Here is a 24,295-nt window from a genome sequence, read left to right as displayed (position 1 = left end):
CTACCAGCGCACTACCAACACGCTGCGATTTGTCCTATTATGGGGCAAATGAATGCGGAGACTCTGTGCTTGGAAACCACGGCAATTGACCAGTCCTCTTATCTCGAACAGGCTCCTCGCCTAAGCCTTGACCCAAAGACTCGCATCCTGGATATCGCACTGCCAGACCTCATGGAGCACGAACTGGAGCAACCGCAGTGGCGCGTCGAATCCCACTTCATCGATCGCCCACACTCCGTCCGCGTCTTCGAAGCCGGCGAGCGTCTGCGCGTGGGCATTCCCGGCCCCTTCAAGTCCATCCAGGTAACCCTCATGGACGGCGAGGAACCACTCGCACCGGAGTTTAACTTCACCGGTATCAGCAGCGATGCGCCGTTTATCATTCACGATCAGACCACGCTGCTCGCCCCACAGGGCACCTTGGAGGATGCCACGCCGCTAGCTATCTGGGCGGGCTGGGAGTTTGGTCCACTCCCGCAGCGCGTAGAGGTGCCACAGCGCGAGCCGGTGGACATCGATAAGCAAGTGTTCTTTGAGTGGGACTTTTCCGTAAAGACCTTGCCCAATGCGCAGGGCCTGGACGGCGAGCCGATTTATACGCAGTCGCCGAAGGTAACGCTGCACCAAGAAGGGGAGTGGCGCCTCGATTTGGTCTATGCGCCTGTCGACGGCGAGCAGGAAGAGATCTCCGAGCAAACCCTCGGCACCGGCATAGCAGAAGCGTTCCCCTCCGATCTCTACGAGGATCCGTGGGTCGGCCGCTACGAGGTCTCGCTGTACCACGAGGACACGCTTGTCGACGTCCGCTTTATCTCCATGGCCGAGGGCCTGCACATGCGCGCAAAGAACGAGGGCCCGCGCGGTACCGACTTCCGCTTCATCGATGCCTTAGGCAAGCACTCCGCGTTTGGTTACCTGCTCGCCTCGCCGCCGAAGAAGCCGATCGTACTGGAAAAGAAGGCTCGCACTTTCGAGGAGACGGAGGTCTCCCGCCGCGAGGTAGTGGCCAGCGAGGCCGGCTACGAGCTGGAATTCGACGTCATCCCGGAGGCCCTTTTCACCCGCGTCAAACGCATCGGCTTGGAGCCGACCATCCACTACGAAAAGCCGGTCATCCTGGCAGGTCAACTGGACCAGGACGCCCAGTTCAGCGTCCATTCCCCGCGCCCGCTACCGCTGGCGAAGTTCGTCACCATCGACTCCCGCCAGAAGATCAAGGAGCTCGCGCGTACCTCCCGTACCACTCAGCCGGTGCGCAACCTGTCCGTGCCGAATGGCGCTTTGGTCAGCGCCGTGCGCAAGCAGGCTTCCTGCGAGCTGTTCCTCATGTGGTCCACGCTGTCCTACGAGGATTACCTCGCCGAGCTGCCTGAGAAGGAGCGCGCCGCGCACCTGAGCCGCAGCATGGAGCGCCGCGTGCTGGAGTACGAGGCATCGGCTTCCTCGAGCCTCATCTATGCTGCGCTGGCTACCGTCCGCAAGTCCCCATTGGCCAGCCGCGGCCTGATTGGGGAGGGCATCGAGATCGAGCAGAACCTCGAAGAACCCGTTGACCTCGTGGGATGGGCGTGGCCTTTGGCCAACCCAACCGTTGCCCCAACCCGCCTTGAGCCAAACGAGGCCGGTTTCGAAGCTCCTGAGCTCGAGGGCACTTTGCTTGTCGACGTCCGCGAGCTACAGGCTTCCTCCAACCTCGCCGCCCCGGCGCGCCCGTCGAGCGCCTCACTCGTCGTGGGCACCGACGCCGCCGAGCCGGCCTTGGCCTCAAAGGAGTGGACCCCGCTCGAGCTCTGGGACGCTTTCCGTTCCCTGCACGTGCTCTCGCAGCGCAGCCCGAACCCGCGCCTGCAGGCGATGTTCGACAGCATCATCGACAATCTGCGCCTCGACCCAGCCGCAGCCGTGCAAGCACTGGGCCAGTCTGGTGTGAGCGTTAACCAGCAGGCTCGTTCCCTGGTGCGCACCCGTTTGTTCCACATGGACGTCGCCAGCGATAACCCAGCAACGGATAACTACCCGGGCCTTTTGGGCGCCGTCGCTTCCGATACCGCGCTGCCGAAAGAGCTCGCCACCGTGCGCACCTCGGGCGTCGACAGCCTGACGCGCCCGATGCTGCTCGCGGCCGCCACCACACCGAGCCCCTCGCCTGAGGTAGATGACCTCACCAGCGAGGCCGCCCGCATCGTCGCGCTGCGCGAATGTTTTGCTAACAACGGCCCGCTCGATGCCCTGGGCACCGTGGAGAAGCTGCGCAAGGATGCAACGGCCCTGACCTCGATTGTTCAGAAAGCCGGCGTGGACATGTCCATGAGCCACACGCTCATCGCGCTGAGCGCCTTTGGCAGCGGCAACACCGCCGACGAGCTCAACGCCGCCGCGTGGATGCCGTATATCTCCTACGCCTTCGCGCTGGCTTCCCGCGCGGTGGCGCACGGCGCCATCCCGGAAAACGCCCTGCTGAAGGAGGACATGCCCATGCTTGCCGACGTCATGCCGCTCGCCCCCCGCCTCTTCTTCTACGACCTCGTGACGGCCGAAGCTCTCTTCCGCGATCGCGACGTGTAAGCGCGTGAGGTGTGCCACAATGGGTGAGCATGAAGGTTATCTCCACGAACGTCGCTGTCCGCCGCCCGGAGCCGCACGGGCGGCACGAGTACACGGGCATCGATAAGCAGCCACGCCCCTTCCTGGACCTGGAGATACCTGGGCCCAACTACGGTGACGGCTCCGGCGTGGTGGGGGATTCCATCGGTGACCACGCCCACCACGGCGGTGCCGAGAAGGCCGTCTACGCTTATGCCCGCGAGGAGCTCGACTACTGGGAGGGCACGCTCAACCGCGTGCTGCGTGATGGCTACTTCGGGGAGAACCTCACCACCGAGGGGATCTCCTGGCCGAATATGCTGATCAACCAGCAGATTCAGGTGGGGGAGTGCGTGCTCGAGGTCTCCATTCCGCGCACGCCCTGCGCCACCTTCTCCGGCTGGATGGACGAGCCCGGCTGGCTCAAGTCCTTCACTGAGCGCGGCGATTGCGGCTCCTACCTGCGCATCATCGAGCCCGGCCGCATCAACCCAGGCGATGAGATTACGCTCATCGGCCGCCCCGACCATGACATCACCATGGGCATGGCCTTTGCCGCCAAGATGGGGGACAAGGAGCTAGCCCGGCGCGTCGTCGACGCCGGCTGCCTTGCCGCAGTCCACCACGATCAGCTGGTTAAGCGCCTGCAGCCCCGCGGTTAGCTAGCCATTCATAGGTTGTCGCTTGTGAACCGCGCGTGCCATCCATACGCACGAATCGTGCCTTCACCAGTGACTTCAGCGCATATCGGACCTGCGCTCGAGTAAGGTTTGTGGCTGTTTCTATTTCGCCGATAGACAGCGGTTGTGCCGCCGTACGCAGCGCCTCCGCTACGCGCGGGGCGTTAACACCCAGGCGTTCCAAGGTCACTGGTGCATCCACTCGTCGTTCCGGGCCGGTGCCTGATTCCTCCTTGCGTAGTGGCTCCCAGATACGGGCCTCTCCACGAGTGTCCGGCCGCCACATCTTCACCGTAAATTGCACGCCAGAATCTATCAGGTCAGGCTCCGGTAGTCCTTGCTCTCGCGCGGCATCCAGCATGAGCTGCACGCCGCCGCCTTCGCCCTCAATAACAAAAGAGCCATCGTCTGCTTTGAGATATCGGCACAGTCTATAGAGCCGCTGGTTAATCTCCTGGCGCGCCAGATCTCTCGACTTGAGCTGTTCAACCGTCAGATCCCGTAGGCCTCCTGGACTGGAGATAACCATCTTGTCCGGTAGTAGGCGGACATCAATCGATTTACCCGCACCCAACGTATTTGGCCCAAGATCACGGTGCACCAATGCATTAGCCACGGCCTCTCGAATGGCCGGAAGGGGAAGTTCAGGAACTTCCACCATTGATCCGTCCTCTCGATATCGCCGTACGGCGGCTAAACGTTGCCTTACCCATCCCATTACCGAGTTCAACAGCACCGGAACGGGCCCCTCAAAGGTCTCCAACCCCAGCACTCGCCCGTGCTTCGAACCATTTGGTAGCCTTTGCGCCACCGTTACTGCTAAGGAGGGAAAATGTCCTTGGGGATAGAAACCCAGCGCATACAGGCCAGCAAGGGTCAGCTCTCCAGTCGCGGTCGTCACCGCTAGCGCCCGTAAGACGTCCTCATCTTGAGTAAGTCCCGATAGTCGCCGATTCTTTTTCCGCGCCTGAACCAAGAAATCTTGCACCACGTCGCTATCTAGGTCTGCAAGGCTCGTGCCTTCCACAATCGTCGTGTCATAGGACACTGCCTCTTCGGCATGCAGCTTTGCCACGTCCATCATGCGCAGCTCCGAGGCACTCATACGGTAGTCCCCATCAGCCATTCGAAGATACGCTTCTCCCCTGTAGATAGCAGGCTTATCAATAATCGGAAGACCCGTAACCTCCGCAATCACGACATGCGTGCCATCTATTGCCACACTGTCGGTATGCACTGTGACTGGAGGGGTGATGGCATGACGCGCCTGCGAGGCCAGAGCAGCCTCCATCTCCGAAGGATTCTCAATGCCAGTGACAATGAATCCTTCCTTCTCATTGACACCGAGAATGATAAGGCCGCCACTCGGCATGTTTGCGAACGCGCACAATGTCTGCGGTAGAGAGTCCGGAATGCCCCCTTGAGCGGTTTTGACCTCGACTGTTGTTGAATCACCGCCGCGCAACTCAAGCTCAGCCAATAGCTCTCTCAGCTGATTCTCGGACCAATTGTTCACGATGAATACCCGCCCTCAATGTTAACAATGACGGCTCAATGCTAACTTCATTCCTCTTCAATGACAAGACTTCTCATTGATCTTCCCATTGAGGTGTCATTGACATTCTCATTGAGGCCAAATTATGGCCCTGAAACCCCGTATGTTTAAGCTTTATCTAGCGCATAAACCGCAATGAGTGGTTGGATAAGAGTTATCCAACCACTCATTTGCTGTCTGACGAATGGATAGCCTCTACAAGCCTCACTACGTTACCGAGAGCTGGATCCCCGAATCAGGCTCCGGCACTCCCCGGCGCGATAAGGCCGGAGGTCCTTTTCAAGCCTATGTCCCTGACCATCTTGTAAGTAAGGCATGGAGTTTTCCCCAGAGCTCACCAGCCGGGCAGCACGTATCGAGCGAGAGATCTTGGATCTCAACCGTCATGCTGCTTCTGGCCAGTTGGAGTCTGTGGCCCGCTTACTCATGCGTTCTGAGGCGATTTCTTCCTCACGCATTGAAGGTATTGCGCCCAACGTCGACAAGGTTGTCCTCGCGGAACTCGCCCAAAAGGAGGAAGTCCGCGGCTTTAAGGAAAGCGCGGAAGAGGTTGCGCGTAACCTCACCGTTCTGTGTTCCATTGAGAAGAGCTTTGCCACCGAACCAACATCTCCATCGACCTTCTTGAAAAGCTCCAAAGAGAGTTGATGGGGGAGAAGGGCTCTATCCCCACTGGTCTTCGCACTATTCAGAACTGGATTGGTGGAAGTAACCACACACCCATTGGGGCCGAGTTCATCCCAGCGCCCCCAGGCCTAGTCCATGACCTCGTGGACGACTTATGTCTTTACCTCGATGGCGCTTCGCACGGTGCTCTCATCCAGGCCGCAATTGCTCACGCTCAGTTTGAAACGATTCATCCCTTTGCAGACGGCAACGGGCACGTTGGCCCTGCTCTCATTCATGGAATTCTTCTGCGCCGCGGGCTTACGAAGTACACCATTCTGCCGGTAAGCCTCCTCCTCGGTACGCGGTCCAAATCGAAAGCTACCTGCCTTTTCGCACCATCGAGCGTTGTAAAATCCTCACCATGGAGCGCACGTATAAGTGGGAGCATGTCGAGACTCCCCTCATCCGGAACGAGGCCGCAGTTCATTTTTTAGGAGCCGGTTTGACCGCTTCCGGAGTGCAATACGGCGATGGATACGAGGCCACGTGGGAGCTGCGCGCCGCGGAGAACTGGATGACCGAACGTGTGTCGGTGAACGTTGAAGGCGACGGATGGGGGCGAAGCCTCGAGCTGTTAAGGTCCGAACAAGGCGTGTGGTCGGCGGAAACCAATGAAGAGGGCGCCCAGCCTGAAGAGCTGCCCTCCCCCGGTATCGTCCAGTCAGCCGACCTGAAAGCCGCACTCGATTGCGATCTCGGTCTGTGCCCTCTCACCAACACAATGCCTATTCGTCGCTTGACGCTGCTTGAGACTCAGGTTCCGAAAACGCAGCTGATCATGGCTTGGATTGATATACCGTCCCTCCAGGTGATCGCATCAGACCAGTACTACAGCTCCGTCGATGCTGAAACTGCCCGATATGAAAGCGGAACACGGGGAGTCGACGTCGAGTTGGAGGTCGACGGTGACGGAGTGGTCGTACACTACCCTGATCTCGCACGGCGGGTCTGATCCGGAAACAACGCTAACTAAGCTGGGCGGTATGAACGACCTGACCATCGCGCCTGGCCCAGGGATCCCTGGGGGTCTCGTGATCGTCGCCGCCGACCTGACGGAGCGGTTCGCGAAGTCGTCGGGACCAGGCGGCCAAGGCGTCAATACTACGGACAGCAAAGTGCAGCTTTCCGTCGATATCGCTACGTGCTCATCGCTTTCCGACGCCCAGCGTCGCCGCGTCCTTCACAACCTCGAGCACCGCCTAGACGGCACCGTCCTTACCGTTACCGCATCGACCCAGCGATTACAGGTACGCAACCGCGCCGAGGCACGCGAACGCATGGCCGCCCTCTTGCGCGAGGCGCTCGCTCCGCCTCCTCCTCCGCGGCGCAGGACCAAGCCGACGCGGAGCTCGGTACGACGCCGTCTCGAAGCGAAAAAGCGGCGCTCGGAACTCAAGTCCACGCGACGGCGGCCCCAAATTCCCTAGTTCGAACCATCCGCGTGCATATCCTCACGCTGACGGACCTGGTTCGGGTAACCGCTACGCTGAGACAGCTTGGACCGGGTGAATCCGCTCGATTTCCGAGAGGGTCTTGTCTTCCGCCACGTCCAAGTCATATTGAGCCTGTAACCCGAGCCAGAACTGGGGGCTCATCTCGAAAAACTTCGCTAGACGAAGGGCCGTGTCAGCGGTTACAGCGCGCTTACCGTGAACAATTTCGTTGATCCGGCGGGGCGGAACGCCGATGGAGACGGCGAGCTTGTGCTGGGTGATCCCCATTCCTTTAAGGAAGTCCTCCATGAGGATCTCACCGGGGTGAACCGGAGGGAGCTTGTCAGTGGTAGTCAACGATCTCAACCTCCTCTGGCCCCGCGGCGGACCACCGAAAACAGATCCGCCACTGGTCGTTGATTCAAATGCTGAACTTACCCCGCTGATCACCTTTCAACGCCTCGAGCCGGTTTCCCGGGGAATCCGTAACTCATCAAGAGTCTGCGCGTACCCAAGCTGGCGCAGCTTCCACAGACGCTCAGTGTCCTTGTCAGCGAACGACTGGATCATGCTTCACCCTATCCCCCATAACGCGAAGCATCAATAACGCTACACGTTAAATTTGAACTCCACGGTATGTTGTTGCAAAGTTACTTTCTCGTTAGCCTGCAACAATCAGAAAACTGCAATTACGTCAGCACACAGAGAACATATGGGCGCATGGAAACACGTAAAGGTTTTGCGGGATGGCGTAGACGTCAACGTGAAGATTCTGAGAACCTCGCCGCCCACGTCGCTCCCGCGTTGGGTGGCAGCCGAACCACAAAGGATCAGTCATCTTCTATCCCATCGACTAATTCCTGCAGGTCGCCGGACCTTCGCGCAACCGTCAGTTCAGTGCATTTTGAATAGTTCAGCGCACGTTGTATTGTTCAGTACATGCTGACTATTGCTTCACGCCTCGACGTCATGAACCGGCTCGGCCGGGCCATGGCTGATCCGACGCGTTCCCGAATCCTGATGACCCTACTCGACGGTCCGGCCTACCCGGCCGAGATTTCGCAAAGCTTGGATCTGACGCGCTCGAACGTCTCGAACCACCTGTCCTGCCTACGCGATTGCGGCATCGTCGTCGCTGAGCCGGAGGGCCGTAAGACCCGCTACGAAATTGCCGATCCGCACCTCGCGGCGGCGCTCGAAGCGCTGGTCAACGCGACGCTGGCCGTCGACGAGAATGCCCCCTGCATCGACACTGAGTGCTCGGTGCCCGGCTGCGGCGAGAAAGGAACGGACGCATGAGTTCAGCATGTGGATGCGAACACGAACCCGCCACGGAGATCGAAGAGCTCGATCGGCCATGGTGGAAGGACCCCGAGCTACTGCTACCGATCTTCTCCGGCGTAGCCCTCATTACAGGACTGGCGCTGGACTGGTCCGACTTGGAGACGCCCGCAACGGTACTGTATTGGCTTGGCCTGCTGTTAGGCGCTTACACGTTCGCACCTGGAGCGATCCGGAACCTTGTCACGAAGCGCAAGCTCGGCATTGGCTTGCTTATGACGATCAGCGCTGTCGGCGCGGTGATCCTTGGTTTCGTCGGAGAGGCCGCGGCGCTGGCGTTCCTGTACTCGATCGCCGAGGCGCTTGAAGACAAGGCGATGGACCGGGCCCAAGGCGGACTGCGGGCACTGTTGAAGCTGGTACCGCAAACCGCGACCGTCCTGCGCGACGGTACGACGGCCGAGGTCGCTGCGAAGGACCTTGAGGTTGGCGAGCTAATGGTCGTACGCCCCGGGGAGCGGATCGCCACGGACGGCATCATTCGGTCCGGACGCTCCAGCCTTGACACCTCAGCGATCACCGGAGAATCCATTCCGGAGGAGGTTGCGCCCGGCGACGAGGTACCCGCGGGAGCGATCAACTCCGCCGGTGTGCTGGAGGTCGAGACGACCGCAGCTGGAACGGACAACTCGCTGACCACACTCGTCGACCTCGTCGAGCAGGCGCAGGCGGAGAAGGGCGACCGCGCCCGGATCGCCGACCGAATTGCCCAACCCCTCGTGCCCGGGGTGATGATCCTGGCAGTGCTGGTCGGCGTGATCGGCTCGCTGTTGGGCGACCCAGAGACTTGGATCACCCGTGCGCTGGTGGTCCTGGTCGCAGCGTCGCCGTGCGCGCTGGCAATCTCCGTGCCGCTGACGGTCGTGGCCGCGATCGGCGCGGCCAGCCAGTTCGGAGTAGTCATCAAGTCCGGCGCGGCGTTCGAGCGACTCGGCGGCATCCGTCACCTAGCGGTAGACAAGACCGGAACTCTTACCCGCAACCAGCCCGAGGTTACCGGAGTGGTCCCGGCAGACGGATTCGATCGGGCGCAGGTGCTTTCCTTCGCGGCGGCGGTTGAGCAGCAATCGACGCACCCCCTCGCCGCGGCGATCGTGGCAGCGGAGCCCGAAGCGCCCACCGCCTTGGATATCAGCGAGGAAGCCGGTCATGGCATCGGCGGCACCGTCGAAGGCCGACGGGTGCTGGTCGGCAGCCCCCGATGGATCGACGCCGGGCCACTGAAGGCGGACGTTGAGCGTATGGAGTCCGAAGGCCAGACCTGCGTCCTAGTCACCGTCGATGACGCTCTCGCCGGGGCGATCGGGGTGCGCGACGAGTTGCGGCCCGAGGTGCCCGATGCCGTGCAGTCCCTGCACGACAACGACGTGGAAGTGAGCATGCTCACCGGTGATAACACTCGCACCGCTCGGGCGCTGGCTGAAATCGCCGGAATCGACGACGTGCGCGCCGAACTGCGACCGGAGGACAAGGCAAGCATCGTCGCCGATTTCTCCTCCAAGACGCCGACGGCGATGATCGGCGACGGCATCAACGACGCGCCGGCACTGGCGGGCGCAACGGTGGGCATTGCGATGGGAGCGACCGGCTCTGACGCCGCGATCGAGTCCGCTGACGTCGCCTTCACTGGCCACGACCTCCGGCTGATCCCGCAGGCGCTGCAGCACGCCCGCCGAGGCAGCAGGATCATCAACCAAAACATCGTGCTGTCTCTGGCTATCATCATCGTGTTGATGCCACTGGCGATCAGCGGTGTACTGGGCCTGGCCGCCGTCGTGTTAGTACACGAAGTCGCCGAAGTCATCGTGATCTTGAACGGCCTGCGGGCTGCACGAGCGAAACGCTGAGGCTGTGACCGGCAAGTCTTATAAGGGTTAAACCACGCGCCGAGCGCACACACACGTTGGACCAGGCGAGTCATTCGAGTTCACCACCTGGTCCTTCTCGATGCGTGCAGGCACGGGAACTGTGGGTGAACCTAATAGTTCAACGGCCCGATAACGCTTGCAGATTCTTCACACGAGGTAGCGGAATGGACCGAGGCCGAACGAAAACCGGAGTTAGAGACAGCGCTCTTCAACCTACCCCCAATAACGCGAAACGTCATTAGCGCCTCGCGTTACACGTTGAACTTGAACTCGACCACTTCGACATCAGTCGCCAAGAAGTCTTCCGGTGGTGCATGCGCTACAACACCCGCAGACGGCACTCCTGGTGCAACTTTCTAGCCCCCAATGACTTCGAAGCACTCACATCAGCTACACTGACCCAAGCAGCATAGCTAACCCCCGACGTGTCTACTTTCCGGGGGTCAGGCCCGTGCTCGACAACCCCAGCGGACTCAACGCCCACGCCAGCGTCGCGGACCATGCGGCCGGGTACCGGAAGGTGGCCAAGGCCGCGGGCATCGCGATTTAATCCCGCGCAGAGCCGGAGACTGTGACCTGGCGATCATTGATGCGCAAGGTGTTGTCAGCGGCAGCAATAACTGCGGCATCGTGCGTGGCGGCCAGAACGAGTGCGCCCCCGTCCGCAGCTCGCCGCAGGAGCGCGATAACTTGGTCGCGGTTTGTGGGGTCGAGGGAGGCGGTCGGCTCGTCAGCGAACACATAAGCCGCGCCGCGGAGCAGGGCTCGGGCGATGGCCAGCCGCTGCTGCTCGCCTCCGCTGAGAATAGCTGCCGGCCCGTCGAAGGGGACATCAAGACCGACTTCGCCGAGGGAGTGCAGCAATTCTTCTTTGGAGTATTGCTTCCTGGATAGCCCGAGGGTGAGGTTATCTTCGCAGCTTAGTTCGGGAATGATTCCGTGGTCTTGGTGGATTATCGCTGCGCGTTCTCGCCAGAACCTCCGCCTCCGCTTCATCTTCCACGCGGAGGCATTCTCGCCGTCTATCCGGAGGAGGCCGTCCGCCGGCGGCAGGAGCCCGGCCAAGGTGTTGAGCAGCAAAGTCTTTCCGGAACCGCTGGCTCCACAGATGGCGACAAAGCCTGGCCCGGGTAGGGAAAACGTTGCATTTTCCACGAGGGACTTCTTCACCATCCGCGTGCTGCGCCCCACAGAAAAAGTCGACTCCGCGGCGAGACAGAGATGAGAGGTGGAAATCTCTGGCGGCAGAGTGGGGGACTGATTGGGGCTAGCCAATGACATTGTGACTCCTAGGGGAGGCGGACATGTGCTGAGAAATACTGAGACGGACAAAACCGAGGTAGACGATTAAGACAAGGCAGCTTAGCGCGGTGAAGGTGTAGAGGAACGGGTTGGGAAGCAGTAGCGGAGCCAGGACGGACAATATGACGACAACTGTCAGGCTGACCAGTTGGCTTTTGAATAGTCGCCACATCGTTTTGTCCGGTGATTGCCCAGCGCTGTGGAGGAGTACCAGGAGGCGACGGTGAACTCGGAGCTGGATGCGCGCCTGGACTATCAAGGCCGCAAGCGTGGCGAGCAAAGCTCCGAGGACGCTCAGGATACTCAGCCAGAACAGCGCCGTGCTGGCTACTAGTTCGGCCAGACCGCGATCGGCCGCGCGTACCGGGTACACGTAGCCTTCGAGGCCGGCAGCGGTAAGTTCTGGACCCAGTTCCGAGAAATCCGCGAAGAGCAAATTTTCACTCGAAGCTGTGGAGCTTAGGAAGTCTGCGTCGAAGCCGGATAGATCGTCCGTTTCAAGCACGTAAAAACAATCGCCGGGAACCAGTTCCCCCGACATTGTTCCACTAATGAATCCGACCGCATGATCGGCACTGACCGGACCAATTTGCGCAGATTTAAGGAGCAGGTCGCCGGATTCCTGAGCCCACAGATCCACGGAAGCTGCGAAATGCTCTTGGGCTGCGGAATAGTCGACCGAGTGGTTGTCGTCTCCGGGACGGAACTGATAATCCTGCAGATCGTGCCATTGGCGGTTAGCAAGTGCCACGGGGCAGGAGTCCGGCATACCGGTACCTTCTTTCGGCAAAGTATGGCTGAGGACAGCCCCGTGCTCCCGTTCCCAGCTGAGCGCGAAGTCGCGGAAGTTCTGCTGCACACTGGGCGGCAAGAGCTCGCCTCCTTCCACGCGGCCAGCAGGGCCGTCGAAGTTGGCTGAAAAATGCAAGGCTCCAAACTCCGCGAGAGATTTCCAGGTCTGCTGGGCCTCGGATTCCTGCTGGTAGGAGCGGAGCGCAGCCGCTGAGCTAAGACCCGCTGCTACAAAGGTCACGCAGGTAAAGACCGAAATTACTTTCAGCGCTTTTCCCGCCGCCTTCTCTGCGGGGGCACGCTGCCCCAGCAGCGCTACTGCGCGGCGCAACAATGGGGCGGTGACGGCTACGGCCAAACCGGTGGTAGCCAGGGCCAAGCCTATCCCGGCGGCGTAGAACCTGAGGAACAGGAGGGCAAAAGAATAGCTCCCTTGGCGGGCGAGGAATGTACTCGCAAGGCCAATGAGAACTAGGTGCGGGAGGATGACAAAGGTCCATTGCCGCGAATTGCCTTTTTGACTGCGGTGCCCTCCATTTATTGTGCGCAGCGCTGCCAATCTAAGACCGGAAACCCGAAGAACAAATACCAGGGCAAAAAGGGAAACGACAAATAGAAACAGGATCGCCACCAACGCGGGCAGGCGGAATACGACCGATTGGATGAGGTGAAGGAACTGCGTCTTTTCGCTTAGCCTGAGCCCGTCATTCCTGGCCGATTCGTAGAAGTGGTTCGCATTGCCACCCGTTGCTTTGGGAACCAAGACGTAGTCACCGTGGTAATCCAGCGACCCAAGCTCACTGGCCGCTTGGCTCAAGGCATCCGGCCGGTTGAGCCGGGGAATGCGTTCCGGTGCTGGATAATTTTCCTCCAGCGGGATGAAAACCTCGTGGGAAGTCCCGCTTGCGTCATCGGTGCCAGTCAGCCGGTAGATGGAGTAGCCGTTCTGCTCGGCCAATGAAACCAGTGAGTTACGGATTACCGTCGGTGCGTAGTCTGACTCAAGTTCCTCCGCGAGTGAAGTCTTAGGCTCGACGTAGTCAAGACTAAAGGTTGATTCGACCCCTAAGGACAAGGGCTTGGTGGAGTCAACCAGGGCTGTCAGCAGCCACCCAGTAGTCGCGATGACTGCAGCAAGAAGTAGGCTCAAAAGCCCAAGTACTAGGGGTCGAATACGCATGAGTTCTAGCAGAAGTTGTAGTAGTAGCTGTCCTTAGTGCCCGGCAAATTCGTTGCCCAAAGCTCGGCGATCGACTTCTGGCCGCCGCGGGTGTCGATGCTTTGTTGCCTTCTGTCGTTGACGATCACAGTCGAAGTATGGCACCGATTCACGGTGAAATAAGAACGCGCCTTAGCGTCCCAGAATCCGTACTCCCAGGTACCGCCACCTGCAGGGTAGCGAACTTTCCGGCCGACAGATGCCCAGTAGGTTGTGAAGGCTGGTGCTGCCTCGCCGAGTAGCTCGGCCATCACACCGGAAGCAAAGCCTCCCTTGGCGCCGTGGTCTTGGAATTCTTCTGCGGAAGCAACGGCTGAGTTAGATACGGAAACGCTCAGAGCAGAGGCAATCAGCAGCGCTGCAAACTGCCGAGTGCGCTTTTTTGGGGGTCATAACAGTCTCCTTTGAGAGAGGAAATGAGGCGGGATTGCCTCAAAAGGAAGGCTACCCTAAGTGAATATAAATGGGAATAGAACCAGTTTTCTAATTTTATTGGTACTTTTCACGGGCCTTAGGCTCGGGAGGGCGGTGGTTGTCCTTGGTCCGCTATGTCTTGGATTCACCCCGTACGGAGTGGGGTTGCCCGCAACACGCCCTTTCGTCCTTGCTCTCTTCTGACGTCATCCTCGCCAACGTCAGCTGCGCGAAACTCCTGCCTAGTTTCGCACGCCGCAAGCGCACGGTGTCGTGCGCTTGCTTAGGCCGCCCCTAAGGCGCAGCACATGCGCGCGATTGTTGATGTGCCACACACTGCAACCTAGTTCCACACGATCTGCACCGATTCAGGGTTGAAGGTCTTGGTGCCGCGCACGCCACGGCGCAGGCGCACCTGGCACAGGGTGTTAATGACTCGACGCTGCACGGCAAGCTCTGCGTTGTCGAAGGCGTCCACGGGCGAGGCGTAGCCGGTTGTGTCGAGCAGCGCCGATGCGCCAGCAAGGCGGGCACGGCGCGTTTCGAGTTTCTCGATCTGCGGCTCATAACGGTTTCGCGCGCGCTTGAGGTCACGGGCCTCGATAAGCTCCTCGTCGTAGTCAGCCTGGACGCGGGCGAGCTTTGCGCGAAGCTCAGCGAGTTCGTCGTCGATGGCGTCGACCTCGTCGTCATCCGCAGTTGGCAACAGGTCTGCTAGGTCGTCACGGCCAAGGCGGGCGCGGATCACGGCGAGCACAAAATCATCGACGCTATGAGTGCGCACTAAGCCACAGGCCGCGCAGCGGTAGCGGTCGGCATGCGTGTGCACGGGGTTGCCGCACTCGTCGCAGACATACAGGCCCGAGCCAAGATGGCGGCGAGTGTTCCGGCGCTCCTTGTTTGTCAGCCGGTCGGGATCATCGAGCACGTTTTGCACACGCCACCACAGATCGGGTGTGACGATCGGCTCCCACTGCCCTTTCACCGGCTCGCCGGTATCGGGGTCGCGGACGATATGCGTGACACGGCGGTATTTGTTCTTCACGCCTTTGCGCTTGGCCTTCTTATACGTGGAGTAGCCGGCATACACGGGGTTGCGCAGGATCGAGTGCAACGACGTGTAGGCCCAGGGCTGCGCGTCGGGAACCGACTTTTCTTCCTGGCCAGCAGCGCGACGGCGTGCGTTGCGCTCTGTGACCACGGTGTGCATATGGCGCGGCGTGGTCGGAATGTCCGGCAAGCCCGGTTGATCGACCCCAGATAAGGCGCGTGCGATATCGCGCATGGAGTTGCCCCTCTCGACAGCGCGGAACATACCGAGCACGGCGGCGGCTTCGGATGGGATGATCTCGCCGGTGGAGGTGTAGCCGATCGGGCGCACACCGCCGGAGTACCAGCGGCCCTGCTCGGCGCGCTGCTGTTGCGCACGGGATTGGCGCATGCTTTTGCGTTCGATCTCGCCGCGCGCCACGGCTGCTTTGATACGCGCGTACATTCTGCCGCCGTCGGTGGCAAGGTCAGCATCAACGTTCGCGGTGACGAGTTTCAGCCCCTGCTCTTCCGCCCTGTCGATCCACTCTTCGAGCTGCGCGGGCTGTCGTGTGAGGCGGTCGAGGTCCCAGCAAATGATCGCGTCGATCTCGCCGCGCTCAAAGGACGCCACCATCGCGTCGTAGTCGGGACGGTCCACGTCCTTCTTTGATGCAGAGATCGATTGATCGACGTAGGTATGCACGACGTCCCAGCCGCGTTACTCGGCGAGGGCTTCGCAGTCCTGACGCTGCCGGTCGATGGCGAGGCCGTCCATGGCAGCATCTAACGAGATACGGAGGTAAATAGTAGCACGTGTAGTCATACGCTATTCATAGCGCATTTAGGTTACATTGAAACGAAACTCCACGCAGACGACATCCTCAGCCTGCTCGACCTCGCAGACCGCTAGCTCGCCAGCAGCCGCTTTGACACGAAGCTCTCACCGCCTACCGGGCGCGCAGTTCCACGGGCACAGCCTTAAAGTTTGCGGATACGCTCTGCATCAGCCACGAGGTTTTGCGTGAGCTTCTCCGCTTCAAGGCCACTCAAGTCGCAGCTGTCGAAGCGGGCCAGCCAATCAGCACGAATGGCGGGGGAGTCGAACCAGGTTGCGCGCTCGGCTTCAATATCCTCGATACCGCTCAAGGTGCGGCCGTCGCGGGTGCGGATCTCGAGGTCGTCGACAAGCGGGGCAATCGCTTGAAGCCCTGGGACGATGGCCTTAAAGCCCGACGTATGGGAAACCTCATTGGTCCAGCGCGGGTAGCGGCTCACGCGCTGCGCCTCCAGGTAGCGCTGGACGACACCGAGCCTGGAGACCTCCTGCGCCACCGCCAAGCCCACGACCCTCACGCGGAAACCCGCGGAGCGAAACTTGGCTATCTCTCCTGCGATGAATTCCGGGTTGGACAGCGTGTTCTCAATGATGAGGGAGTGCCCGTGCTGCCGGCCATACTCAATCAGCGAGGACATCCAATAGGGCACCGGACCATTGGTGAGCACGTCCATGCGCAGGGGGTCGCGCTCCATGATCTCGTCGAGGGCGGGGTGCAGCTTCCGAACCTCATCGGAATCAAGGACCGCGTGACCATTCTTTACAGATTCAATAGCCGTTGATTTGCCTGACGCTGGCTGCCCCGCCACATAAATGACTTCTGGAACAGACGGACTGTGAGCATTCGATCGGCCAAAGTAGCTGGCTTGCAGAGTCTTTAGCCGTTGCTCCATAACTTGTGGATCAACGGGGAAATCAGCGGCGGAAAGCATAAGCTATGCCGCTTTGTGCTCGGAGGAGAGGGCTTCAAGCCGCTGCGCAAAGAGAGCCGCAGCGGCGCGGATGGCTTCAATGTCGGTTGAATCAACACCACTGACTATGTCCTCTACCAGCCAATTCTGACGAATCCACCATTGTGATTCAACATCGTTGCCTGCTTCAGCGGCCCGAGTGAGGTAGGCAGCTTTCAGCGAGGACGCAACCTCCTTCATTGCGTCGAAGGCTGCGTACTCGATCTCCGGGACGTTGGCGGTGCTCATGGCGCTTAGAATAGCAGCGCCACGGCGGTTTTAGCCGTTGATAATCTGCGGGTAGGCCAGGCCCTTGAGGCCTTCGGTACCGAACTCCACGCCGTAGCCCGAAGACTTGATGCCGCCGAATGGCACGCGCGGGTCGACGCCGCCGTGACCGTTAATCCAGGTGGTACCAGCCTCGAGACGCGCCGCAACCTCACGCGCACGCTCGCGATCGGCGGACCACACCGAGGAACCAAGGCCGACATCGAGCTTGTTGGCCTGCTCGATTGCCCAGTCCAAATCGGTGTACTTGATGATCGGCAGAGCAGGGCCAAACTGCTCCTCGACGACGAGCGGGTTATCCGGGTCGATATCTGCCACCAGGGTGGTGGGGTAGAAGTGGCCCGGCGCGTCATAGTCAGGGTCGCCGCCCAACAGCACGCGCGCTCCGGACTCCTTCGCTGCCTTTACCAGCTTGTCCACGATGTCGAACTGCTGCTTGTTCTGCAGCGGGCCGAGCACGTTTTCTTCTTCCAAGCCCACACCCATCGGCGAGGCTTTGGCTACCTCGACGAGGGCTTCGCAGACGGCGTCGTAAAGCGATTCCGGCACGTACAGGCGCTTCATTGCCGCGCAGGTCTGTCCAGTGTTGATGAACGCGCCCCAGAAAAGGTCGCCGGCGATGGCGGCTGGGTCGGCGTCGTCAAGCACGATGCCCGCATCGTTACCGCCGAGCTCAAGGGTGAGGCGCTGCAGGTTCGCGGCAGAGGACTCGACGATCTTCTTGCCGGTCGCAGTGGAGCCGGTGAACATGATCTTGTCGATGTCCGCGTGAGTGGTCAGCGCTGCGCCTACCGCGCCGTCACCGGTGACAACCTGCAGGACGCCTTCCGGAAGCACGGAATTAAAGACCTTGATGAGCGCCAGGACGGACAGCGGGGTGTACTCGGAAGGCTTAACCACCACGGCATTACCCATGCGTAGGGCCGGGGCAATCTGCCAAATGGTGATCATCATCGGCCAGTTCCACGGGCCAATCGCACCGACGACGCCGAGCGGACGGTAGTGCACCGTCGCGGTGATGTCATCATCGACAGCGGTGTAATCAGGGGACTCGAAGGACGCCGTCGCGCGCAGCCACGCGGAGCACGCACCAACCTCGAAGCGAGCATTCGGGCCGTTCAGCGGCTTGCCCTGCTCGCGGGAGAGCAGCTCCACCAGTGGCTCCGCGGAAGCCTCAATGGCGTCCGCAGCCTTGAGCAGGAGGTCACAGCGCTCAGAGTCGCTGAGCTTTGCAAAGGACTTCTGCGCGTGAACCGCGCGCTCGACCGCCGCATTGAGCTCCTCAACACTGCCTTCAGGTGCGACGCCCACAACCTCTTCGGTGGCTGGGTTGATGATTTCTACGCCATCCTCAGCGCTAACAGCTGCGAGAAGATCTTCATACGTGGCGAACTGCGACATTTATTCTCCTTAGTCGAGGTGTGCAAAGTTTTGACTATTGTTACCCACAACACATATTGCCGCTTGACTTTAAGCGCACAAAACTTGTTCAAAAATGTGCTTGAGGTCACTGTATAGTACTTATATGCCCAACCCTTCCTCGCACTATGACCTCGCGGCCTGGCGCGCGGCGTCTTCGGAGACCTTCGGCAAGCTGGAAGTTCATGCACCCGAGGCGAGCACCTTTTGGGCTCAGCTCACCAGCACCAGGGTGGGGGAGGTCTCCCTCTTTGACATGCGCACCGCGCCCCATTCGGTAAAAAGGGAAAACGCAGCGCTTGCCGACGCCCCCTTTTGCAAGCTCAGCCTCCAGCTTTCCGGCCGCTCCACCATGGCGCAAGATGGCCGAACCTGCGAGCTTCATCCCGGTGACTTAGCACTGTATGTCACTCAACGGCCTTATGTTCTTGAATATCCCGTCGAGCAGCACACTCTTATCGTTCACTTTCCACAGAGCCTACTTAGCCTCACACCGGCGCAGATTCAGCAGCTAACTGCGAGCCCAGTTTCCCGTGATCATGGCTTGGGCAAGGTGGCAGTGCCGCTTTTCGAGCAGCTGGCCAATAACCTCGACGTGCTGGAAGGCCCGCACGCCCCGGCCCTTGTTCGTTCCGCCTTGAACATGTTGGTCACAGTGTTCTCTTCTGAAGTCGACACCGCCTCTGACTCGAAGAATTTGTTATTCAACCAGGCCACCTCATATATCGAGCAGCATTTGGGTGATGCAGAACTTTCCCCAAGCAGTATCGCCACGGCGCTTTTCGTATCCGTGCGTCATCTCCATTCCCGCTTCGCCGCACAAGGCCTATCAGTAGGCTCCTATATCCGCAGCCGCCGACTAGAGAAAGTACGGGAGGAGCTAACAAACCCCTTAAATGCCAAGGAATCCATTGGCACCATCGCCTCGCGCTACGGCCTGCACGATCCTTCGCATTTCTCGCGCATCTTCAAGGCTGAGTTCGGACTTTCTCCCAGCGCTTATCGCGCCCGTTTCGCACTCCATCCCTTTAAGAGTTCTAGATGGGGGTAAATCTCCCATTTAGCCTCCATACGGCTCTGCGTGGTCGCATAACAAATTTGTGAAGAAGAAATCTCTTGGCCTACTGCTTGCAGCGGCCCTCTCATTTGGCGCTATCTCTCCAGCGCAAGCACAAGAAGTTAACGCTCCGGTTGCCTCCGAAACGAGCGTTACAGCCGAACAAGATACCGCCACCAACTCCCAGTCCTCTGAACCTAATACCGGGGTAATTGTTGGCTCTGTCGTTGGCGCTCTCGCATTGGCCGGCCTCATCGCGGGCGGAGTCTATTGGGCTGTTCAACAGCGCATGATCCCCAATCCGCTACCTGGAATTATTCCGAATCCTCCAGCACCAGCTCCCGCCCCTGCGCCAGCACCGGCACCAGCTCCCGCTCCCGCCGCTAGGCCAGCTCCAGCCCCACCTCGCGTGATGGCACCCGCCCCTGCTCGCGTCACCGCCAGCTATGCAAACTGCACTGCCGTGTGGAACTCCATTGGCCGCCCAATCCGCTCTGGCGATCCTGGCTTCATGTCGAAGTTTGATCGTGATGGCGATGGCGTTGGTTGCGAGCGCGACCCTCGTTAAGACCTAAAGCAGCCACCCCATCGGAGTGGCTGCTTTTCTTATATTCCTTATCGGTTGGCGTATGGGTTACGCACACCGATGTACTGCAGCGAGGTGTACTCCTCGATGCCCTCGGCGCCGCCTTCGCGGCCCATGCCAGACTGCTTGACGCCACCGAATGGGGCAGCGGCGTTAGAGATGACACCGGCGTTGAAGCCCATGAGGCCGAACTCTAGGCCATCGCCCAGGCGCCACATACGGTCGGAGTCTTCCGTGAACACATAGGAGGCCAGGCCATACTCGGTGTCGTTGGCCAGCTCGATGGCCTCGGCTTCATCGCTGAAGGTAAGGATCGGCGCAACCGGTCCGAAGATCTCCTCCTGCGCCACGCGTGATTCACGTGAAACATTGGTCAGGACGGTCGGCTCGTAGAAGTAGCCAGCACCCTCACCACGGCTGCCGCCGACGAGAACTTTGGCACCCTTGGCGACGGCGTCTTCGACGAGCGCGGCGACGTTGTCCTGGGCCTTTTTCTCAATGAGCGGCCCACAGGTAACGCCCTCGTCCATACCGTTGCCCACCTTGAGCTCAGAGATCTTGGCTGCAAACTTCTGTGCGAACTCTTCGGCCACGGACTCGTGCACAATAAAGCGGTTAGCTGCGGTGCAGGCCTCACCAATGTTGCGCATCTTCGCGCCCATCGCACCCGCTACAGCTTGATCCAAGTCTGCGTCCTCGAAAACAATGAACGGCGCGTTGCCGCCGAGCTCCATGGAGGTGCGCAGAACGTTGTCCGCAGCAGCCTTCAACAAGGTCTTACCCACCGGAGTAGAGCCAGTGAAAGACACCTTGCGGAGGCGCGAGTCAGCCATGACCGGCTCAGAAATGGCGGAAGCGGACTTGCCCGCCACGACGTTCAGAACGCCCTCCGGAAGACCCGCGTCAATCATGGTCTGGGCGAAGTACTGAGCGGTCAGCGGAGTCAGCTTCGCTGGCTTGAGCACCATGGTGCAGCCCGCAGCAACCGCCGGCGCAACCTTGCGGGTGGCCATGGCGAGTGGGAAGTTCCACGGGGTGATAAGCAGGCACGGGCCCACCGGCTTACGGCGGGTCACCATCTGAAGGGTGCCCTCCGGTGCGGGCAAGCTGCGGCCATAGTCACGCACGGCTTCCTCAGAGAACCAGCGCAGGTACTCCGCACCATAAGTGACCTCACCGTAGGCCTCAGCCAGAGGCTTGCCCATTTCCAAGGTCATCAACGCAGCGAATTCATCCTTGCGCTCGGTAACAAGCTCGAAGGCACGACGCAGGATGTTAGAACGCTCGCGCGGGGTTGTGCGCGCCCACTCGTCCTGGACGGCACAGGCGGCATCCAGTGCGGCCACGGCATCCTCCGAGTTACCCGAAGCCAATGTGGCTAGTACCTCGCCGGTGGCGGGATTCTCCACGTCGAAGGTCTCACCTGACGCAGCATCGCGCCACTGCCCGTTAATCAGCAGGCCGGTCGGAACCTTGGCCAACAGTTGCTCAACATTGATAGTCATAAAAGTTGCTAACCTTTCTTCGAGAATTTGTCCGCCAGCGTACGCGCCGCACCGGACAACAGCTGGACATCAGCTCCTACCAGTGCAAACGACGCACCTGCGTCAAGATAACGCTGCGCCTGCTCCAGATTGAAAGCGTTGACGCCCACCGGCTTGCCCGCGGCACGGACCGCATCGAAAGTACGCTGCACTGCGTCCAGCACGTCTGGGTGAGTCTGCTGTCCCAGCAGCCCCATTGAGGCCGCCAAATCCGATGGGCCGACAAATACTTGGTCAACACCATCGACTGCCGCGATCTCCGCCGCGTTCTCCACAGCGGTGAAGGACTCAATCTGCACGGTCAGGCTGACGGTCTCAGCGGCCTTCTGCAAATACCCCTCCACACCATTCCAGCGGGAAGAACGAGCCAACGCACTGCCGACGCCGCGCACACCGCGCGGTGGGTAATACATTGCCGCTACAGCCTTCTCGGCCTCGGCTGCAGTATCGACCATAGGCACCATCAGATTCTGGGCACCAACATCTAGGTATTGCTTGATAAGTGCGGTATCATTAACCGGAACACGCACCATGCGGGTTGGCCCATACACATCTGTGGCCCGAAGCAATTCTGCGATGGTCTCCAAGCTATAAGGGGAGTGCTCGCCATCAATGAGCAGCCAATCGAAACCGGCGGAAGCAACAATCTCCGCCGCCACCTGGGAGCCGGAGCAGATCCAGGCGCCGATCAAGGGGGCGTCGTCAAGCGCGCGCGTGAAGGTTGGCGGAAGTTCTACTGGAATCGGCATGTGATTGCTCCCAACTTTCCGTAATCGGCGTGGACGGCATCGCCCGGCTCCACCCACATCGGCTTGGTGAAGGAGCCGGCGAGGATGATGTCGCCCTTCTTCAAAGTGTCGCCGTGGGCATGCAGCTTGTTCGCCAGCCAGGCGACGCCCATCGCCGGATGGTTGAGCACCGCCGCGGCGACGCCGGTGTCTTCGATGGATTCATTGCGATAGAGGAGGGCGGAGACCCAACGGAGGTCAACGTCTTCGGGACGGACTGGGTTGCCGCCATAAACCATCGCACCGAGCGCCGCGTTGTCAGAGATGGTGTCCACGATGGTGCGGCCCTTCATCTCAATGCGGGAGGAGAGGATCTCCAAGGCTGGCACCACGTAATCGGTCGCGCGGAGCACGTCAAAGATGCTGCAGTTAGGCCCCGCCAGGTCCTCCTTGAGAACAAAGGCGAGCTCCACCTCGATGCGCACGTTCGAGAACTGCGCGTGCTCGATAGCGGATCCGTTCTCATAGACCTGGTCCGCAAAGATGGCACCGTAGTCCGGTTCGGTAATACCGGTTGCCTCCTGCATCACCTTGGAGGTCAGACCAATCTTGCGGCCAACGAGGCGCCGCCCACCGGCGATGCCGCGCTTTACCCACTCACCCTGGATGGCATAAGAATCCTCCACACCCATGTCCGGGAAACGAGTGCTCAGCAGAGGAATCATCGTGCGGTCGCGCTCGGCCTGCGCCAGCTCATCCGCGATGGCTATATGTTGCTTGCTATCTAACATTGTCGAATTCCTTAGTTCGTTGTTTCACGTGAAACATGCAGAAAAGCTGGACCGCATTTCTGGGTTTTAATCAACCTTGAAATCACAGTCCAGCATCCATGAGAGCTTTAGAGCTGGTTGCCGAGCTTGAACTCGCCCTGCTTCCACTCCGGCATCTCCTCGGAATCTTCCTTGCGGGTGTAGGAGAAGCCATCCGCGCCGATGGTCTGCGCCATCTCGGACTCATCGGTGCGCTCGACCAGCGGAACCGGATTGCCATCGAGGTCGAGGACGGTGGAGCCGTCGCGGTACCAAGAAGGAACAACCGGGGTACCCCACCAGTCGCGACGCTGGTTGTCGTGGACGTCCCAGGTGACAACCGGGTTGTCTGGGTCGCCGGTGTAGTAATCCTGGGTGTAGATCTCCACGCGGTGACCATCCGGGTCGCGCAAGTAGAGGTAGTAGGCATTGGAAACACCGTGACGGCCTGGGCCGCGCTCGATAGCGTCAGACTCGCGGAGAGCGCCAAGCTTGTCGCAGATGGCGATGATGTTGTGCTTCTCGTGGGTAGCGAACGCGATGTGGTGCATGCGCGGGCCGTCACCACCGGTCATTGCGGTGTCGTGGACGGTCGGCTTACGGCGCATCCATGCGGCATAGACGGTGCCCTGTTCATCGCGGATATCCTCAGTGATACGGAAGCCAAGATCCTCCATGTAATCCACGGCCTTCGGAACATCCGGGGTGATCTGATTGAAGTGATCCAAGCGAACCAACGCGCCCGGGATATGAGCGTCATAGCTCCACGCCAGACGCTCGCGGTGCTCTACCTCGTAGAAGAACTCGTACGGGAAACCGAGCGGATCCTGCACACGAACGGAATCGCCGATGCCCTTGACAAAGCCGTCCTTGTTGCGACGAACCTCGCAGCCGCGGGCCTTGTAAAACTCCTCAGCACGGTCCAGATCTTCGGGGCTACGCACGCGGTAGGAGAAGGCCGCCACTGCCGGAACAGGGCCCTTGCGCAGCACCAGGTTATGGTGGATGAACTCCTCGTAGGTGCGCAGGTAGATTGCGTTGTCATCTTCCTCGGTCACGACGAGGCCTAAGGTATCCACGTAGAACTTACGGGAAGCCTCAAGATCGGTGACAACGATCTCCATGTAGGCGCAACGCAGGATATCCGGTGCTTGAACGTTGGTCATGATGTGCTCCTTGGGTGAAAAGTAG

Annotated in this window: 23 protein-coding genes and 2 pseudogenes; 11 read left to right on the top strand and 14 right to left on the bottom strand. The window is 60.1% G+C overall.

Going from position 1 to position 24,295, the window contains the following annotated elements; all coding sequences use genetic code 11:
* Positions 1-48 precede the first annotated feature (48 nt).
* Together HMPREF3169_RS04345 and HMPREF3169_RS04340 are read left to right on the top strand one after the other, a co-directional pair.
* Complete coding sequence (locus HMPREF3169_RS04345) at positions 49-2,565, top strand: hypothetical protein (protein WP_070455779.1); 2,517 nt, start codon at positions 49-51, stop codon at positions 2,563-2,565.
* A 29-nt stretch (positions 2,566-2,594) separates the two neighbouring features.
* Positions 2,595-3,245 (top strand): MOSC domain-containing protein, encoded by a 651-nt coding sequence (locus HMPREF3169_RS04340; RefSeq protein ID WP_046646462.1) that lies wholly within the window; start codon positions 2,595-2,597, stop codon positions 3,243-3,245.
* Here HMPREF3169_RS04340 and HMPREF3169_RS04335 read toward each other — a convergent pair.
* Positions 3,220-4,779 carry an ATP-binding protein gene (locus HMPREF3169_RS04335; protein ID WP_062036601.1) on the bottom strand — a complete coding sequence of 520 codons (1,560 nt, stop codon included), beginning with the start codon at positions 4,777-4,779 and terminating at the stop codon, positions 3,220-3,222. The genes HMPREF3169_RS04340 and HMPREF3169_RS04335 overlap by 26 nt on opposite strands.
* Positions 4,780-5,133: 354 nt before the next feature.
* Here HMPREF3169_RS04335 and HMPREF3169_RS13370 point away from each other — a divergent pair, with 354 nt between their 5' ends.
* The 4 genes from HMPREF3169_RS13370 to arfB are packed head-to-tail and all read left to right on the top strand — an operon-like array spanning position 5,134 to position 6,914.
* A complete protein-coding gene (locus tag HMPREF3169_RS13370; RefSeq protein ID WP_046646460.1) occupies positions 5,134-5,466 on the top strand; it encodes a Fic/DOC family N-terminal domain-containing protein in 333 nt (110 codons plus the stop codon).
* The gene (locus tag HMPREF3169_RS13365; protein WP_034657303.1) at positions 5,466-5,921 is read left to right on the top strand and encodes a Fic family protein; all 456 of its coding nucleotides are present in this window, start codon (positions 5,466-5,468) and stop codon (positions 5,919-5,921) included. The genes HMPREF3169_RS13370 and HMPREF3169_RS13365 overlap by 1 nt, the downstream gene beginning before the upstream one ends.
* Entirely contained in the window at positions 5,849-6,439 is a 591-nt protein-coding gene (locus HMPREF3169_RS04325; RefSeq protein WP_201054667.1) for a putative glycolipid-binding domain-containing protein, read from the top strand. Before HMPREF3169_RS13365 ends, HMPREF3169_RS04325 begins: the two co-directional genes overlap by 73 nt.
* A gap of 31 nt (positions 6,440-6,470) precedes the next feature.
* Positions 6,471-6,914: an alternative ribosome rescue aminoacyl-tRNA hydrolase ArfB gene (gene arfB, locus HMPREF3169_RS04320; RefSeq protein WP_062036597.1), complete on the top strand. Its 444-nt coding sequence runs from the start codon at positions 6,471-6,473 to the stop codon at positions 6,912-6,914.
* Between the two features lie 54 nt (positions 6,915-6,968).
* On the opposite strand, the gene HMPREF3169_RS04315 is transcribed toward arfB, so the two are convergent.
* Together HMPREF3169_RS04315 and HMPREF3169_RS04310 are read right to left on the bottom strand one after the other, a co-directional pair.
* Positions 6,969-7,277, bottom strand: a complete 309-nt coding sequence (locus HMPREF3169_RS04315; protein WP_082787649.1) for a HigA family addiction module antitoxin — start codon at positions 7,275-7,277, stop codon at positions 6,969-6,971.
* Positions 7,264-7,490, bottom strand: a pseudogene (locus HMPREF3169_RS04310) (type II toxin-antitoxin system RelE/ParE family toxin). Before HMPREF3169_RS04310 ends, HMPREF3169_RS04315 begins: the two are co-directional and overlap by 14 nt.
* A gap of 369 nt (positions 7,491-7,859) precedes the next feature.
* On the opposite strand from HMPREF3169_RS04310, the gene HMPREF3169_RS04305 reads away from it, so the two are divergent.
* The 3 genes and pseudogenes from HMPREF3169_RS04305 to HMPREF3169_RS13360 form a co-directional block, all read left to right on the top strand.
* Positions 7,860-8,219, top strand: coding sequence for a Cd(II)/Pb(II)-sensing metalloregulatory transcriptional regulator CmtR (locus HMPREF3169_RS04305; protein WP_062036595.1), 360 nt, complete (start codon positions 7,860-7,862; stop codon positions 8,217-8,219).
* Positions 8,216-10,108: a heavy metal translocating P-type ATPase gene (locus tag HMPREF3169_RS04300; protein WP_062042866.1), complete on the top strand. Its 1,893-nt coding sequence runs from the start codon at positions 8,216-8,218 to the stop codon at positions 10,106-10,108. Before HMPREF3169_RS04305 ends, HMPREF3169_RS04300 begins: the two co-directional genes overlap by 4 nt.
* 311 nt (positions 10,109-10,419) lie before the next feature.
* Positions 10,420-10,542, top strand: a pseudogene (locus HMPREF3169_RS13360) (IS3 family transposase); the annotation flags it as partial.
* Between the two features lie 133 nt (positions 10,543-10,675).
* On the opposite strand, the gene HMPREF3169_RS04295 reads toward HMPREF3169_RS13360, so the two are convergent.
* The 7 genes from HMPREF3169_RS04295 to HMPREF3169_RS04265 form a co-directional block, all read right to left on the bottom strand.
* Positions 10,676-11,410, bottom strand: a complete 735-nt coding sequence (locus HMPREF3169_RS04295; protein WP_062036591.1) for an ATP-binding cassette domain-containing protein — start codon at positions 11,408-11,410, stop codon at positions 10,676-10,678.
* Complete coding sequence (locus HMPREF3169_RS04290) at positions 11,397-13,403, bottom strand: hypothetical protein (RefSeq protein ID WP_062036589.1); 2,007 nt, start codon at positions 13,401-13,403, stop codon at positions 11,397-11,399. Before HMPREF3169_RS04290 ends, HMPREF3169_RS04295 begins: the two co-directional genes overlap by 14 nt.
* Positions 13,404-13,408: 5 nt before the next feature.
* Positions 13,409-13,693: a lactococcin 972 family bacteriocin gene (locus tag HMPREF3169_RS04285; RefSeq protein ID WP_046646499.1), complete on the bottom strand. Its 285-nt coding sequence runs from the start codon at positions 13,691-13,693 to the stop codon at positions 13,409-13,411.
* A 506-nt stretch (positions 13,694-14,199) separates the two neighbouring features.
* On the bottom strand, positions 14,200-15,546 hold the full coding sequence (locus HMPREF3169_RS04280; protein WP_246815592.1) for a recombinase family protein: 1,347 nt from the start codon (positions 15,544-15,546) through the stop codon (positions 14,200-14,202).
* Positions 15,547-15,866: 320 nt separating this feature from the next.
* Positions 15,867-16,655, bottom strand: coding sequence for a zeta toxin family protein (locus HMPREF3169_RS04275; protein ID WP_062036587.1), 789 nt, complete (start codon positions 16,653-16,655; stop codon positions 15,867-15,869).
* Between the two features lie 3 nt (positions 16,656-16,658).
* Positions 16,659-16,922 (bottom strand): hypothetical protein, encoded by a 264-nt coding sequence (locus HMPREF3169_RS04270; RefSeq protein WP_005530783.1) that lies wholly within the window; start codon positions 16,920-16,922, stop codon positions 16,659-16,661.
* A gap of 30 nt (positions 16,923-16,952) precedes the next feature.
* Positions 16,953-18,362, bottom strand: coding sequence for an aldehyde dehydrogenase family protein (locus HMPREF3169_RS04265; protein ID WP_061925395.1), 1,410 nt, complete (start codon positions 18,360-18,362; stop codon positions 16,953-16,955).
* Positions 18,363-18,486: 124 nt separating this feature from the next.
* Between HMPREF3169_RS04265 and HMPREF3169_RS04260 the strand changes: the two genes are divergently transcribed.
* Positions 18,487-19,431 (top strand): AraC-like ligand-binding domain-containing protein, encoded by a 945-nt coding sequence (locus HMPREF3169_RS04260; protein ID WP_061925398.1) that lies wholly within the window; start codon positions 18,487-18,489, stop codon positions 19,429-19,431.
* A gap of 49 nt (positions 19,432-19,480) precedes the next feature.
* Positions 19,481-20,005, top strand: a complete 525-nt coding sequence (locus HMPREF3169_RS04255) for an excalibur calcium-binding domain-containing protein (protein ID WP_062036582.1) — start codon at positions 19,481-19,483, stop codon at positions 20,003-20,005.
* 47 nt (positions 20,006-20,052) lie between these two features.
* Here the strand turns inward: HMPREF3169_RS04255 and HMPREF3169_RS04250 are convergent, their stop codons facing one another.
* From HMPREF3169_RS04250 to hpaD, 4 genes are all read right to left on the bottom strand, one after another.
* Positions 20,053-21,528 (bottom strand): NAD-dependent succinate-semialdehyde dehydrogenase, encoded by a 1,476-nt coding sequence (locus HMPREF3169_RS04250; protein ID WP_062036580.1) that lies wholly within the window; start codon positions 21,526-21,528, stop codon positions 20,053-20,055.
* 8 nt (positions 21,529-21,536) lie between these two features.
* Positions 21,537-22,316: an HpcH/HpaI aldolase family protein gene (locus tag HMPREF3169_RS04245; protein ID WP_062036578.1), complete on the bottom strand. Its 780-nt coding sequence runs from the start codon at positions 22,314-22,316 to the stop codon at positions 21,537-21,539.
* Positions 22,301-23,086 carry a 2-oxo-hept-4-ene-1,7-dioate hydratase gene (gene hpaH, locus HMPREF3169_RS04240; RefSeq protein WP_062036576.1) on the bottom strand — a complete coding sequence of 262 codons (786 nt, stop codon included), beginning with the start codon at positions 23,084-23,086 and terminating at the stop codon, positions 22,301-22,303. The genes HMPREF3169_RS04245 and hpaH overlap by 16 nt, the downstream gene beginning before the upstream one ends.
* Before the next feature lie 107 nt (positions 23,087-23,193).
* Positions 23,194-24,270, bottom strand: a complete 1,077-nt coding sequence (gene hpaD, locus HMPREF3169_RS04235; protein ID WP_062036574.1) for a 3,4-dihydroxyphenylacetate 2,3-dioxygenase — start codon at positions 24,268-24,270, stop codon at positions 23,194-23,196.
* Positions 24,271-24,295: the final 25 nt, after the last annotated feature.

Origin of the sequence: Corynebacterium sp. HMSC08C04, assembly GCF_001807495.1 — a bacterium.
Taxonomy (GTDB): Bacteria; Actinomycetota; Actinomycetes; order Mycobacteriales; family Mycobacteriaceae; genus Corynebacterium; species Corynebacterium simulans.
This window is presented reverse-complemented; position numbering and strand designations above follow the sequence as displayed.

Coding starts and splice junctions, on each gene's coding strand:
- HMPREF3169_RS04345 (WP_070455779.1), top strand. CDS start 49: ATGAATGCGGAGACTCTGTGCTTGGAAACCACGGCAATTGACCAGTCC.
- HMPREF3169_RS04340 (WP_046646462.1), top strand. CDS start 2,595: ATGAAGGTTATCTCCACGAACGTCGCTGTCCGCCGCCCGGAGCCGCAC.
- HMPREF3169_RS13370 (WP_046646460.1), top strand. CDS start 5,134: ATGGAGTTTTCCCCAGAGCTCACCAGCCGGGCAGCACGTATCGAGCGA.
- HMPREF3169_RS13365 (WP_034657303.1), top strand. CDS start 5,466: ATGGGGGAGAAGGGCTCTATCCCCACTGGTCTTCGCACTATTCAGAAC.
- HMPREF3169_RS04325 (WP_201054667.1), top strand. CDS start 5,849: ATGGAGCGCACGTATAAGTGGGAGCATGTCGAGACTCCCCTCATCCGG.
- arfB (WP_062036597.1), top strand. CDS start 6,471: ATGAACGACCTGACCATCGCGCCTGGCCCAGGGATCCCTGGGGGTCTC.
- HMPREF3169_RS04305 (WP_062036595.1), top strand. CDS start 7,860: ATGCTGACTATTGCTTCACGCCTCGACGTCATGAACCGGCTCGGCCGG.
- HMPREF3169_RS04300 (WP_062042866.1), top strand. CDS start 8,216: ATGAGTTCAGCATGTGGATGCGAACACGAACCCGCCACGGAGATCGAA.
- HMPREF3169_RS04295 (WP_062036591.1), bottom strand. CDS start 11,410: ATGTCATTGGCTAGCCCCAATCAGTCCCCCACTCTGCCGCCAGAGATT.
- HMPREF3169_RS04290 (WP_062036589.1), bottom strand. CDS start 13,403: ATGCGTATTCGACCCCTAGTACTTGGGCTTTTGAGCCTACTTCTTGCT.
- HMPREF3169_RS04285 (WP_046646499.1), bottom strand. CDS start 13,693: ATGGCCGAGCTACTCGGCGAGGCAGCACCAGCCTTCACAACCTACTGG.
- HMPREF3169_RS04275 (WP_062036587.1), bottom strand. CDS start 16,655: ATGCTTTCCGCCGCTGATTTCCCCGTTGATCCACAAGTTATGGAGCAA.
- HMPREF3169_RS04270 (WP_005530783.1), bottom strand. CDS start 16,922: ATGAGCACCGCCAACGTCCCGGAGATCGAGTACGCAGCCTTCGACGCA.
- HMPREF3169_RS04265 (WP_061925395.1), bottom strand. CDS start 18,362: ATGTCGCAGTTCGCCACGTATGAAGATCTTCTCGCAGCTGTTAGCGCT.
- HMPREF3169_RS04260 (WP_061925398.1), top strand. CDS start 18,487: ATGCCCAACCCTTCCTCGCACTATGACCTCGCGGCCTGGCGCGCGGCG.
- HMPREF3169_RS04250 (WP_062036580.1), bottom strand. CDS start 21,528: ATGACTATCAATGTTGAGCAACTGTTGGCCAAGGTTCCGACCGGCCTG.
- HMPREF3169_RS04245 (WP_062036578.1), bottom strand. CDS start 22,316: ATGCCGATTCCAGTAGAACTTCCGCCAACCTTCACGCGCGCGCTTGAC.
- hpaH (WP_062036576.1), bottom strand. CDS start 23,086: ATGTTAGATAGCAAGCAACATATAGCCATCGCGGATGAGCTGGCGCAG.
- hpaD (WP_062036574.1), bottom strand. CDS start 24,270: ATGACCAACGTTCAAGCACCGGATATCCTGCGTTGCGCCTACATGGAG.